Here is a 13,970-nt window from a genome sequence, read left to right as displayed (position 1 = left end):
CTTTGGGTATATGTATAATCTCATACCTAGAAGTGAAAGTCAAGACTAATTGGAGACTAAGAGTCTCCCGCTATCCATCCCCTCCCTGCCTGCGGCGAGGAAGGGGAATTCCGCGAAATCCGTTAAATTTAACTAAGCTGGGGAATTAATAGCAGTCACTATATCTTTACTTCACGGTCATCAGCTAAAAATCCGCAAGCGATCACGCGATCGCAACTAATTTTATGAGTTTGCCCTTTATTTATCGCTTCAAGTTATAGTATTCCCAAATAAATTGAGAATCTCTAAAAACTTGCCAAAAAAGATTTCTGCTGCTACTGGTAAAAAGTCAAGGCTTTTAGGCAAGGATAAATCGAGAGTCCTCTATCACTAGCGCAAAACCCCAAAATTTTCAATTCTTGTCCGCTATATCTAAATGACGTATAGTCTTAGTCTGTCCTTAAAACATCAGACTTTTCCTATGGTGAGAGATTTAGAGCGGGTGCAAAAAAATAGTAAGTTTCCTGAATCTGCCCCGGCTGGCGAAGCGGTATTTTATCGGACTTACAGCCGTCGGATGGCAGCCGGAAGGGAATCTTGGCAACAAGTAGGCGATCGCATTCTCCAAGGATTGGTAAGTTTAGGCAAGCTTACCCCCGAAGACGCGGCTTCGATTGCCAAAATGCAGCAGCAACTAAAATCTCTCTCTAGCGGACGCTGGTTGTGGGTAGGCGGGACGAAATGGCTAGAAAAGCCAGAGAATTTTTCGGGAGCATACAACTGTACCAGTACAAATGTGGTAGATTGGCGCGCTTTTGGGCTAATGATGGATTTGGCAATGATGGGTTGCGGTACGGGCGCAGTCCTCGAACCCAAGTATATTAACCAATTACCACCAATTCGCAATCGTTTAATTGTTGAATTGCAAGGCAAAATTGGCACAACTCCAGCCCAATCGCGGCGAGAAAAGACAGAAATTAATATTGATGGCAATACCGTCACAATTCACGTAGGCGATAGCCGCGCTGGTTGGGTAAAGTCTTATCAAACTTTATTAGAACTTTCCAGCGACGAAAGATTTACAAGCGACGTACAAGTACAAGTTGTTCTCAATGATATTCGCGGCGAAGGAGAGCGCTTACAAGGCTTTGGCGGCGTTGCTAACCCAGTTAAATTACCAGAACTGTACGATCGCTGTGCCAGTATCCTCAACAAGGCTATAGGGCGACAATTAAATTCTGTAGAATGCTGCTTATTGATTGATGAGGCGGCGGTAGTAGTGGTGGCGGGTAACGTGCGTCGCTGTCTTCCTGGGGAAGCCCTTGTACATACAGAATCGGGGGTAGTACCCATTCAAAAGATTAGAATTGGCGATCGCGTCCTCACCAGTAAAGGCTTTTACCCCGTTACCAACTTCTTCGATCAAGGGGTGCAATCTCTGTGCCGAATTAAAACTCAAAATGGGTATTTTGAATGTACTGCTGACCATAAAGTTGCAGTTTTGACCGATGTTTACGGCAACTATCAGATGGTTAAGGCGCAGGATCTTACTGAAGGCGATCGCTTAATTTTTGTACCTCAGTCTATCCCAGGTACGGCGACAGAATTGCCAGAATTTAGAGAAAAAGGGACTTCTCAAGCTAAACCTATTACTATTCCAGCTTTAAATACTGATGTAGCTTATTTCTTAGGCTACTTGCACGGCGATGGTTCAGTAGCTGCGGATGGTTCTAGAGTGCGATTTAGAATAGCAGAGCATCAACCAGAAATTATTAAGCGCTTAGTTAGTGTGGCGCAAAGTTTTGGGTTGGATACTTATACCCTCAGAACTCCCGAACAATGCAGAGCCAAAGCTTTTGAGCTTCAATTAAATTCCAGCAATCTCAATCGCTATTTAACACAATTTAAAAAATCTTTCACATCAATCTCAATTCCAGATTGCATTTTACTCGGCACTCTTGATATTCGTAAAGCTTACCTAGCTGGATTGGCTGATGCTGATGGTTGTCACAGCCAAGGAGTATTAGTTGCTTCAGTACATCAAGATTTTCTGCGCCAAGTTCAAGCTGTGTATGCTTCTTTGGGAATTACAACTCGTCAATGCTCCTCTGTTCGCAAAGGCAATAACAAGTGGGAGGGAGAATTAGTTACGGTAGGGCATGATGCTTATGAAAGTACCGTAACGCTGCTGTCAAAGTATTCTGCTTATTTTGCTACCACCCAGAGAAACAGACCTACATCTTTTAAGGAGCATGGGTTTCCGAGAATAATGGTTAGACCTTTGGTAAATAGTTACAGGTATGGTTGGGGCAATCGACAAGAGCAGATGATAGCGCCAACTCTAAAGAAATTACTATCCAATGTTACCGATCTAACGCCGATTAAAGTTAAATCTGTAGAAATGGATGTTAGAACATCTCAGACCTATGACATTGAAGTTTCTACAATTCATGAATTTGTTTGCGAAGGGATTTTAGTATCAAATTCTGCCGGAATGCGCCAAGGAGTTAGCGAAGACGAGTTATTTGCTAATGCTAAGGGCAATCTATGGCATCAAGATGAAAACGGCAACTGGAGAATCGATCCCGAAAGAGATGCGTTGCGGATGGCAAACCATACGCGAGTATTTCACCGCAAACCTACTTTAGACGAATGTATTAATGCAGTCAGACAGCAGTATTATTCTGGAGAAGGTGCAATTCAGTGGGCGGGAGAAGCGATCGCACGGGCAAACGCAGATATAGTAAATACGCTCGAACTAAAAAAAGACTTTCTCAAAACCTACACAAATTCTGAATCTGCGGCGGCGGATTGGCTGCAAAATCGCGCTCCCCAAATGCCAGCAACAGAAGTAGAACATCGGCTTTCTAGGTATGCTTTGAATCCTTGCGTTACTTCAGATACTTGGATTCATACTGAAAAAGGTGCAAGGCAAGTTAAAGATTTAATCGGCGTACAACATGGCACTTATGTTAACGGTGAATTATTTAGTACAACTCCCCAAGGATTTTTCTTTACCGGAGTTAAGCCTGTAGTTAAACTGCGGACAAAAGAAGGCTATAGCCTGCGATTAACAGAAAATCATCAACTACTAAAAGTCACAGCCCAAACTCAAAATAGTCAATATACAGAATGGGTTGAAGCGGGTGACTTGCAAATAGGCGATCGCATATCAATTCACAATCACCGAGAATTATTACCTTGGGATGGCAACGGCACAAAAGATGAAGGCTGGCTATTAGGTAACTTGGTAGGCGATGGTTGTTTTAGTCAAAATCTTGGCAATTACAGCTATCAAGCCCATTTTCGGTATTGGGGCGACAACCAAGTAGAAATGAAAGAATATGCTCTTGGTTTGATCAAAAACTCTGTTTCTAGTAGTGACAAACTAACAGGGATCTACCACAAACAAAACAAGTATTATCAAGTAAGCTCTGCGGGTTTGGCTAGACTTGCCCGTGCTTATAGAATAACCATTAGAAACAAGACAATTACGCCAGAAATAGAACAAGCAAGTTTTGAATTTTACTGTGGTTTTCTGCAAGGAATATTTGATGCCGATGGTAGCATCCAAGGTACTCAAAATAAAGGTGTCAGCATTCGATTAGCACAAAGTAATTTGCCATTACTTGAAGCTGTACAAAGAATGCTACTCCGCTTGGGGATTGCTACGAGTATTTATCAAAATCGCCGCTTAGAAGGCGTAAGAATGCTACCAGATTCCAATCGAGAACTAGCGGAATATTTATGTAAGGCGCAGCATGAATTAGTTATAGCCAACGACAACATCGTTACTTTCCAAAACCTAATTGGATTTACTGAACCCAACAAAGCGGAACGTTTACAAACTTTGCTATCAGGATATAAACGAAATACTAACCGCGAACGTTTTAGCGTCACAGTATACAGTATTGAATCTGATGGTCAAGAAGCAGTTTACGATTGTACTGTCCCTAGTGTTGCGAGATTTGACGCTAATGGTTTAGTGGCTCACAATTGCGGAGAGATTCTTGGTGCTAATTTCCACTGTGTATCTGGGGAAACTCAATTAATTACCCGCGACAGCATTCACAAAATTAAAGATGTAGTCGGAGAACAAATTGAAATTTGGAATGGTAAGCACTGGAGTAAAGTAGTTCCCTTCCAAACCAATACAGGACAAAAATTATACAGAGTTCGCTTTGTTGATGGTTCTTACTTAGACGCAACAGAATATCATCGTTTCTTTGTCAAAGATAGATTTGGGAAAGAATATCAAGAGGTGCAAACAAGAGACTTATTAGGTTACAGCAAATACAGTATTCACACAGAACCGTTTGCAATTGATTATCAAGATGGAGTTGCGGTCGATTTATCCTATGCGTACACTTTGGGCGTAGCTGTAGGTGATGGAACCATAGATAGCAATGGCAATGCAAAAATCCGTCTATATCAAAAGAAGGCGGAACTTGTGGTTTCAGGGAAAAAATCGCCGGAAAGAAATTACAGTTACTTACCGCCCTTTGTAGATGTTACAGACTTAGGGTTCTCAGGAGAATTATTACAACGATTGAAGAACGACGCAGATTCATTAAATGCGATCGCAAGCTGGAACAAACAAGCTATTCTGGCTTTTATCGCTGGACTAGCAGATACTGATGGCTCTAACACCGATAGCTACGGAATTAGAATTTATGTTTACGATTACCAAAGGGCTTATCGCTTACAGCTACTCTTGTCCAAGTGTGCTATTAGGTCGTCCGTAAACATCATGTCACGTCAAGCAAGTACAACAAATTTGGGTCAAAGAGCTAAAGACTTGTACTATCTGCAAATTACTGATTGTGCGGAGATTCCCTGTCAGCGTCTAGATACAACCAAAGGACACAAGCCAACAACAAAAGGTAAGTGGCAAAGTATCCAAAGCGTTGAAGAATTACCAGGACAGCACGATACTTATTGTTTCAACGAACCAGAATTTAATAAAGGTGTTTTTGGCAACACGCTAACGGGAAATTGCAATCTTTCAGAGATTCACCTCAATCAAATAGACCCCCACAACTATCAAGAACAAGAGGAAGCTTTTACCGCCGGGGCGCTTTCGGTTGCTTCGTTATTGAACCATCACTTTTTAGAAGCCCGATACCAGCAATCGCGGGAATTAGACCCGATTGTCGGCGTATCATTTACCGGGTTATTTGACTTTTTTGTCAATGCTTTTGGTACAGAGTGGCTGCGCTGGTGGGAAGCTGGAAGACCGCAAACAGAAGCAGGATTGGAGTTCAAGCAGCAAGAACAAGAATATTTAAGTCGGTGGAAGGCGATCGTCAATCAGGCAGTTTGGCGCTATTGCGACGCTCACAATCTCAAGCGCCCAAATCGCTGTACAACCGTACAACCATCTGGCACAAAATCTTTGCTTACAGGCGCATCTCCGGGCTGGCATCCCCCCAAAGCGCAACGTTTTATTCGCCGAATCACTTTTCGCAAAAATGACCCCGTAGCCCTAGCTTGCATTGATTACGGCTACAATATTGTGCCTTCTCAGTCAGATAAAGATGAAAACGGCAATTTGCTAAACAATCCATTTGACGAATTCTGTACTGAATGGTTAGTCGAAATTCCGGTAGCCGTACCTTGGGCAGATTTTCCTGGGGCGGATGAAATTGAGATTAGTCTTTTTAGCGCGGCGGCTCAAATGGACTTTTATATGCAAGTGCAAAAGTATTATGTAGCTCATAATACTAGCGCCACCATTGAGCTAAGAGAAAACGAAATTGAAAGCCTAGGGACGCGCATTTATGAAGCCATTCGCGATGACGAAGGGTACATTTCTGCTGCTTTGCTGGCTCGATTTGACGCTCATCAAACCTTCCCTCGCTTACCTTTTGAACCAATTAGCAAAGAAACATACAACCAACTGATGCAAGAAGTGAAAAGTCGCCGACAAACCGATGATTTTTACGCAGCTTTGAGTCGTTATGATTCTGGGGAAATGACCGAAGCGGGTCCCGCAGGTTGTGACTCAGATAAATGTTTATTTGCGGCGGAAGAACCCAAGTAAATCGGAATCTTCCTTCCTAGGAGGAGCCAATTTTCCTTGCAGACACGTTAAAATTTCAGCCAATAGCATTAGGAGACTTAGAAAATGTTTTTAGACGAACTAACACCCCTTTTTAGAGAATTGACTCAGCATCCAGTCTCGTTTTTAGGTGGGCTTTGCTCTGGTTTTTTACGCCTCAACTTAAATGACGATCCAGTCAAAAGTTGGCTCGAACAGCAAGGCGGAACTACCACCTATCCTACCTTCAGCGCCGACAGCGATCGCAACGGTAATAGAGGACCACAGTCTATTTCCATCGACTAATCAAACCTTGAGGTTAGCAATTTGCTAACCTCAAATTACTAAGTAGTTTTGTAGTCCAGATAACCTCGGAGCAAGCTAGGAGTGAGCTATGATAGGATGGTACGTTTAAGTTCAGTCCCGTCTTTGGTTGAAGTTTAGACTTGCGACCCTACACAGGGTAAAACAAAATCTAGATTTGCCATTGATAAGTCAGATAGATTTTACTTGGAAGCAACGTGTTATCTATCCGTCTATTGGTCTGAAGCTTTGGCTACTCGTCCAGACTAAATTGCGACTTCTATGACTATTTACGTTGGAAATCTTTCTTACCGCGCTACCGAAGAAGATCTCAGAGCAGTATTTGCGGAGTACGGCTCAATTAAAAGAATTGTTTTACCTACAGACAGAGAAACCGGACGGATGCGAGGTTTTGCCTTTGTCGATATGAATGAAGATGCCCAAGAAGACACCGCAATTACTGAACTAGATGGTGCGGAATGGATGGGTCGTCAGTTGAGAGTAAATAAAGCTAAACCTAGAGAAGATAATCGACGCGAGAGCGGAGTTTCTAGGCGAAGCGAATACTAAGTAATATTCCCTAGGTTTTTTAGCGCAAGTTTCCCAAGCCCAAAATAAAAAATAATAGTAACGCATAACCGATAAGTTGTGACAATGGTATTAAGGGTCATAGCTAGTCGGTATTTCTATGGCGATCGCTAACTATGCCAAAGGGTTTTTATTGTTCTAATCCGATAATTTGTCTAATCTAGACTTCAATTACCAGTTTCCCTCTCTAAGATAGAAAGCAGAATAGTAAAGCCTATAGTAGTTCGGTAAATAAGCCGATCGCACTTGGAGGACAAAATAATGGCTGACGTGCAACAAATCCAAGAGGAGGAGTACGCCTTAAATCGGGATTGTACAACCTTATCGCGTCACGTATTAGAGCAACTGCAAAGTTTTGGCGCAGACGCTCAAGACCTTAGTGCTTTAATGAATCGGATAGCCTTAGCTGGAAAGCTAATTGCCCGTCGGCTTAGTCGAGCGGGATTGATGGAAGGGGTACTCGGATTTACGGGAGAAACTAACGTCCAAGGAGAATCTGTTAAAAAAATGGATGTTTACTCCAACGATGTATTTATCTCCGTATTCAAGCAAAGCGGGCTTGTGTGTCGCTTGGCATCGGAAGAAATGGAGAAACCCTACTACATCCCGGAAAACTGCCCTATCGGTCGTTATACTCTCTTGTATGACCCGATAGATGGTTCTTCTAATACCGATATCAACCTAACGTTGGGTTCTATCTTTGCGATTCGCCAACAAGTTGGTGAAGATAGCGACGGAACAGCCCAAGACTTGCTCCAAGACGGACACAAGCAAATTGCCGCCGGGTATATCCTGTACGGACCAAGTACGATGCTAGTTTATTCGATTGGGCAAGGAGTTCATTCATTTACCCTCGATCCCAGCCTAGGGGAGTTTATTCTTACCGAAGAAAACATTACAATCCCTAGTCATGGTGCTATTTATAGTGTCAATGAAGGCAATTTCTGGCAGTGGGATGAATCTTTTAGAGAATATATCCGCTACGTCCATCGCACCGAAGGTTATACCGCTCGTTATGGTGGCGCTATGGTAGGAGATATTCACCGGATTTTGATCCAAGGGGGTGTATTTCTCTATCCTGGTACAGAGCAAAAACCAGAAGGTAAATTGCGCTTACTATACGAGTCTGCACCTTTAGCTTTTTTGATCGAGCAAGCAGGAGGCAGAGCAAGCACCGGAATCCAAGAAATTATGGATGTAATCCCAGAAAAATTACATCAACGGACTCCTTTAGTTATTGGGAGCAAAGACGATGTAGCTTTGGTTGAATCGTTTATTGAAAAACAGTCCCAGCACCAAATGCGCGAAAGATCCCGCGTACCGCAGTAAACCCCCCTTTATACCGATAGAATTTCAAACACCAACACGGAGTTTATTATGGCAACTAATCATTTATTAGAGATCAAGCAATTCGGTCAAAGTATCTGGATGGACAACTTAACTCGCGACTTAGTGAAGTCCGGGGAACTCAAAGATATGGTGGAAAATCAAGGGATCTGCGGGATCACTTCCAACCCAGCTATTTTTGAAAAAGCGATCGCCGGAAATGTAATTTACGATGCAGACATCGAAGCTGGAATTAAAGCAAAGTTACCAACTTACAAAATCTACGAGTCGCTAGTATTTGACGATATCCGCAACGCCTGCGATATTTTGCGCCCCGTGTATGACGCTTCGGAGGGACTAGATGGCTATGTAAGTATCGAAGTACCGCCGACAATAGCTCACGATACTGAGGCAACGATTAAAGAAGCTAGACGCTACTACGAGGAGATCGGGCGGGACAATGTCATGATCAAGATCCCCGGTACGAGTTCGGGTTTGCCAGCCGTAGAACAGGTAATTAGTGAAGGGATTAATGTCAATGTTACCTTGCTATTTTCTGTAGAGAGCTATATAGAGACAGCCTGGGCTTACATTCGCGGCTTAGAAAAACGCGCTGCTGAAGGCAAAGATATTAGTAAAATTTCCTCCGTGGCTAGTTTCTTCCTCAGTCGCATTGATAGCAACATTGATGGCAAAATTGATAGCAAGCTCAAAGCAGGCGTGGACGATATCAACTTAGAAGCAAAACTAAAGTCAGTGAAAGGCAAAGTTGCGATCGCTAATGCGAAAATTGCCTACCAAGAGTACAAAAAGATCGTTCAAAGCGATCGCTGGAAAGCTCTATCTGCCAAAGGCGCGAACGTACAACGCTTGCTGTGGGCAAGTACTGGTACTAAAGATCCCAGCTACAGCGATGTCATGTATGTTGACGAATTAGTTGGTCCTGATACCGTCAATACCTTACCACCAAACACAATTGAAGCTTGCGCCGACCATTGCGACGTTGATAATCGAGTCGAAACCAAAGTTGATGAAGCTTATCAATTGATAGAAAGCCTCAAAGATCCCGATATCAATATCGACCTCAACAAAGTAATGGAAGAATTGCTAATCGATGGTATTGACAAATTTGTCAAGCCTTTTGAATCGTTGATGAGTTCTTTAGAAGAAAAAGTCAGCAACTTATCACCTGTATAAAAAAGCAAAAGGGAAGGGTTAATGTCCTTCCCTTGTCTTCCTTTGTCCCTTCATCATCAAACACCTATGATTAAGTTGCTAGAAAATCCTTTGCGCGTAGGGTTGAAGCAAGAAAAACTGCCCGAACCTCAGATTATTGTGATTTTCGGAGCTTCAGGAGATTTAACTCAACGCAAATTAGTTCCCGCTCTTTACAAGCTGCGCCAACAAAGGCGCGTTCCTCCAGAACTTACCATTGTTGGTGTGGCGCGTCGCGATTGGAGCGACCAGTATTTCCGCGACAAGATGCGAGAAGGAGTTGAACAATTTTCTGACGGTATTGGCTCAGAAGATTTGTGGCAAGACTTTGCTCAAGGACTGTTCTACTGTCCTGGAGACATTGATAATCCTGAAAGTTACCAAAAACTCAAGACCCTCCTCGGCGAACTAGATGAAAAACGCTCCACTAGAGGGAACCGAATGTTTTACCTCTCAGTTTCGCCCAAATTCTTTCCGGAAGCGATTTCTCAACTTGGAAAAGCCGAGATGTTGGCAGATCCCGTTAAAACGCGCTTATTAATTGAAAAACCCTTTGGGCGCGATTTAAGTTCAGCGCGGGTGCTAAACCGAGTAGTACAGCAAGTTTGTCGAGAAGAACAAGTTTATCGAATCGACCACTATTTAGGGAAAGAAACCGTCCAAAACTTGCTAGTATTTCGCTTTGCCAATGCAATTTTTGAGCCGTTGTGGAATCGTCAATTTGTCGATCACGTCCAAATTACCGTAGCTGAAACCGTCGGCGTAGAAGATCGAGCGGGATATTATGAAAGTTCTGGCGCTTTGCGGGATATGTTGCAAAACCACTTGATGCAACTATTTTGCTTGACAGCAATGGAGCCACCAAACGCCTTAGACGCGGATAGCTTGAGAACAGAAAAAGTAAAAGTAATTCAAGCGGCTCGTCTAGCCGACGTACAGAACTTACAGCGCTCGGCAGTGCGAGGGCAATATAGCGCCGGATGGATGAAAGGCAAAAAGGTAAATGGCTATCGCCAAGAACCAGGAGTAGATCCAAATTCGACTACACCGACTTATGTAGCGATGAAGTTTTTGATTGATAACTGGCGCTGGCAAGGTGTACCTTTCTATTTGCGCACGGGTAAACGCTTGCCCAAAAAAGTCTCAGAAATATCAATTCACTTCCGGGAAGTGCCGCATCTAATCTTTCAATCGGCGGCGCAACAAGTAAATGCCAACATTTTAGCAATGCGGATTCAACCTAACGAAGGTATTTCCTTGCGTTTTGAAGTAAAAATGCCGGGTACATTAGTTAGTACGCGCTCGGTAGATATGGACTTTAGCTATGGTTCCTTTGGTATCCAAGCAACGGGTGATGCTTACGATCGCTTATTGATGGATTGCATGATGGGGGATCAAAGTTTATTTACCAGAGCCGACGAAGTAGAAGCCGCTTGGCAATTGGTTACGCCAGCCTTAACGGTTTGGGATTCGCCGAGCGCTCCCGCTCTAGTTCCTCAGTACGAGGCTGGAACTTGGGAACCATCGGAAGCTGAGTTGCTAATTAATCAAGATGGTCGCCGTTGGCGCAGACTTTAAAAATTGTTTTGAGTTTTGCAGTAATAATTGCAGTTTTACGTTAGAAACATAAGTGTAAAAGTTGCTTCATACTTCAAAACTCAAGCTTTCTTACTCCTAACTCAATAAATATATATGTCTACAAAATCTGCTCCTATTGTGTCGTTGCAACCGCCTAAAGATGTCTCTTTGAGCGATATTGAAGCGGAATTGAGTCAAATTTGGCAAAGTTACGGCATGGCTGGCGACAAAGCCGGACTTCCCCCTGCTACACGAGCTACTACTTTTAGCTTAATTGTCTACGAACCGGAGGAAACTCAACAGCTACTAGCAGCTTTGGGCGTATATAGAGGTCCGATTGATGGCATTCCTGGTCCGCAAACTGAAGCTGCCTTAAAGGAAATTCAAAAAAAATATGGATTGTCTGTAACAGGAGTAGGAACGCCGGAAACATTGCAAAAGTTGCGCGAAGAAGTAGTTAAACGGGGTGGTAGTGGCGCTATTGACACCGGAAATGGGGCAAGTGACTTAGCTTACAACATCAGCGATCAAAACCCCAGAATTGCCGATGCGATCGCCCTGCGTAATCCTTGCCGCATTGTAGCGTTGTGTCCCATCGCCGGAGAAGATGTTGGGGTCAAAGTTCAAGTATCTGCTTATTGCCCCTTGCAAAAGCAAGCCTCTAATACTTTAATTTGCTGCGAATATATCACTCTCAAAGGTACATCCGCCGCTTTAGAAAGAATGGGGGGTTTAGTTTCCGCTTTGTTAATTGGCGACTTGCCCAAGTTTTTGTGGTGGAAAGCCACACCCGATCCTAGTAACGAATTATTCAAGCGCTTATCGGAGACTTGCGATTCGGTAGTTTTTGACTCTAGCAACTTTACAGAAACTGAGGCTAATTTAATCAAGCTGCAAGAATTGCTCAAGGCTGGTACACCCCTTGCCGATCTCAACTGGCGGCGATTGTCGGCTTGGCAAGAATTGACGGCAGAAGCTTTCGATCCTCCAGAACGGCGCATAGCCCTAAGAGAAGTCGATCGCGTCACCGTTGACTATGAAAAAGGTAATCCCGCCCAAGCTTTGATGTATCTAGGTTGGTTGGCAAGTCGGTTAAACTGGCATCCTACAGGATTAATAGAAGAACCTGGCGACTACGATCTCAAGCGCATTCATTTTCTTACCGACGATCAGCGTACTGTTGAGGCTGAGCTTGCTGGAGTTCCAATTACTGATGCGGGGCAAATTCCAGGAGATCTGATGGCTTTGCGTTTGACTTCAACGAACGTAGAAGCAGATTGCTGTACGGTACTGTGTTCGGAAACTAGCGGCTGTATGCGGATGGAGTCGGGTGGCGGCGCTCAAGCTTGTAGGTTTCAGCAAGTATCTTCTCTTGCTGACCAAAAAGCCGAAATCTTACTCAGCGATCAGTTGCAACGCTGGGGTAGCGATCCTCTATATGAGGAAAGTTTAGCGGTGGCGGCAGAAATTTTGACCTTGGGTAAGTACTAGAAACAACTTCTCAACTATGGTCGTAATTGCCGGAGAACGCAGTGGGGTAGGGAAAACAACTGTAACCCTCGCCCTGCTGTCTTTTTTGTGTCGCCAGGGTAATCTGGTGCAATCTTTTAAGGTGGGACCTGATTACATCGATCCGATGTTTCATCAATACGTTACTGGGCGTTGCTGTCGCAACTTAGATCCGGTACTTACTTCTGTTGACTACCTCCAGCAATGTTTTGCCCGTCATACTCAGCAAGTAGACTACGCCTTGGTAGAGGGGGTAATGGGCTTATTTGATGGGGCAAGTGGAGACTTCTTTGCAAGTACCGCTCATGTAGCTTTGTCGCTCAACTTACCTGTACTATTAGTGATTGATTGCAGTCGCTTGTCGGCAAGTGTAGCAGCGATCGCCCACGGCTATCGATCTTTAGATCCGCGTATTTCGATCGCTGGAGTGGTGTTAAATCGAGTTGGCAGCGATCGCCACTTGCAGTTGCTTCAAGATGCTTTAGCGCCGCTAAACTTGCCCGTACTGGGGGTACTGCGGCGACAAGATAGTATTACAATTCCCGATCGCCATTTGGGTTTAGTACCTACAGGCGAAATTAGTCAGCTTGACAGCGTTATCGATCGATTGGCGACCATTGGCGAAACCTGTTTTGATTGGGAAAAATTATTACCTCTAGTACGGGCGCAATGCATTGCGAAGGCATCTTTTGAGAAGAAGGATTCTTCCCAAAAATGCCGCCCCCTCCCCGGCATTGCGCCCCTCCCCGGCATTGCGCCACGGATTGCGATCGCCCGCGATCGCGCTTTTAATTTCTACTACCAAGACAATTTAGATATTTTGGTACAACTAGGTGCAGAATTAGTTTTTTGGAGTCCGCTTACTGATTCCGTACCGGATAATGTCCAAGGGCTATATTTTGGCGGTGGGTTTCCTGAAGTTTTTGCCGCAGAATTGGCAGCAAATCGATCGGGTTTAGCCTCAGTTAGGCAAGCAATTTTAGCCCAAATGCCTACCTATGCTGAGTGTGGCGGGTTGATGTACTTGTGTCAGCACATTGTAGACTTTTCAAAGTCCGCCCATTCTATGGTGGGAGTTATCCCTGCAACAGCAATTATGGGAAAGCGCTTAACTTTGGGCTACAGGCAAGCCACAGCCTTGCAAACTAGCCCTCTAGTCACTTCTGGCTCCGTAGTATGGGGGCATGAATTTCATCGCTCTAGTTTGTCGGTAGAGCCGACAGAGCCATTATTTCGCTCGCGGGGATACGACGCTTTGTCCCCCTCTGCTGCCGAAGGATGGCGATCGCCTTCTCTCCACGCTTCCTATATTCATACCCATTTTGGGGGAAATTTGAGCTTACCCAGGCGATTTATCGATTGCTGCAATTATTTTTGTACTTAAATGAATTTTCCGAAATCTTTTAGCTGCTAGTTGTATTTATTGAATGAA

Annotated in this window: 8 protein-coding genes; all 8 read left to right on the top strand. The window is 44.0% G+C overall.

The window, feature by feature from the left end:
• Positions 1-460: 460 nt before the first annotated feature.
• The 8 genes from nrdJ to AC2VE5_RS13990 all read left to right on the top strand — a co-directional run bounded on the left by nrdJ (position 461) and on the right by AC2VE5_RS13990 (position 13,922).
• Positions 461-6,022, top strand: coding sequence for a ribonucleoside-triphosphate reductase, adenosylcobalamin-dependent (gene nrdJ, locus AC2VE5_RS14025; protein ID WP_486888366.1), 5,562 nt, complete (start codon positions 461-463; stop codon positions 6,020-6,022).
• A gap of 84 nt (positions 6,023-6,106) precedes the next feature.
• A complete protein-coding gene (locus AC2VE5_RS14020) occupies positions 6,107-6,325 on the top strand; it encodes a ssl0294 family protein (RefSeq protein WP_486888365.1) in 219 nt (72 codons plus the stop codon).
• Between the two features lie 279 nt (positions 6,326-6,604).
• The gene (locus AC2VE5_RS14015) at positions 6,605-6,892 is read left to right on the top strand and encodes an RNA recognition motif domain-containing protein (protein ID WP_486888364.1); all 288 of its coding nucleotides are present in this window, start codon (positions 6,605-6,607) and stop codon (positions 6,890-6,892) included.
• 279 nt (positions 6,893-7,171) lie between these two features.
• Positions 7,172-8,239 (top strand): class 1 fructose-bisphosphatase, encoded by a 1,068-nt coding sequence (gene fbp / locus AC2VE5_RS14010; protein WP_486888363.1) that lies wholly within the window; start codon positions 7,172-7,174, stop codon positions 8,237-8,239.
• 48 nt (positions 8,240-8,287) lie between these two features.
• Positions 8,288-9,433: a transaldolase gene (tal, locus tag AC2VE5_RS14005; protein WP_486888362.1), complete on the top strand. Its 1,146-nt coding sequence runs from the start codon at positions 8,288-8,290 to the stop codon at positions 9,431-9,433.
• 66 nt (positions 9,434-9,499) lie between these two features.
• Positions 9,500-11,029, top strand: coding sequence for a glucose-6-phosphate dehydrogenase (zwf, locus tag AC2VE5_RS14000; protein WP_486888361.1), 1,530 nt, complete (start codon positions 9,500-9,502; stop codon positions 11,027-11,029).
• 114 nt (positions 11,030-11,143) lie between these two features.
• A complete protein-coding gene (opcA, locus tag AC2VE5_RS13995; protein WP_486888360.1) occupies positions 11,144-12,520 on the top strand; it encodes a glucose-6-phosphate dehydrogenase assembly protein OpcA in 1,377 nt (458 codons plus the stop codon).
• A 16-nt stretch (positions 12,521-12,536) separates the two neighbouring features.
• Entirely contained in the window at positions 12,537-13,922 is a 1,386-nt protein-coding gene (locus AC2VE5_RS13990) for a cobyrinic acid a,c-diamide synthase CobB (protein ID WP_486888359.1), read from the top strand.
• Positions 13,923-13,970: the final 48 nt, after the last annotated feature.

It is taken from the genome of Aliterella sp. E5.1 (assembly GCF_057473825.1).
Note: the sequence above shows the minus strand (reverse complement) of the source record. Positions and strands in the feature narration are given on the sequence as shown.

Bases quoted from the DNA above. Each gene is read 5' to 3' on its own strand.
- nrdJ (WP_486888366.1), top strand. From the start codon at position 461: ATGGTGAGAGATTTAGAGCGGGTGCAAAAAAATAGTAAGTTTCCTGAA.
- AC2VE5_RS14020 (WP_486888365.1), top strand. From the start codon at position 6,107: ATGTTTTTAGACGAACTAACACCCCTTTTTAGAGAATTGACTCAGCAT.
- AC2VE5_RS14015 (WP_486888364.1), top strand. From the start codon at position 6,605: ATGACTATTTACGTTGGAAATCTTTCTTACCGCGCTACCGAAGAAGAT.
- fbp (WP_486888363.1), top strand. From the start codon at position 7,172: ATGGCTGACGTGCAACAAATCCAAGAGGAGGAGTACGCCTTAAATCGG.
- tal (WP_486888362.1), top strand. From the start codon at position 8,288: ATGGCAACTAATCATTTATTAGAGATCAAGCAATTCGGTCAAAGTATC.
- zwf (WP_486888361.1), top strand. From the start codon at position 9,500: ATGATTAAGTTGCTAGAAAATCCTTTGCGCGTAGGGTTGAAGCAAGAA.
- opcA (WP_486888360.1), top strand. From the start codon at position 11,144: ATGTCTACAAAATCTGCTCCTATTGTGTCGTTGCAACCGCCTAAAGAT.
- AC2VE5_RS13990 (WP_486888359.1), top strand. From the start codon at position 12,537: ATGGTCGTAATTGCCGGAGAACGCAGTGGGGTAGGGAAAACAACTGTA.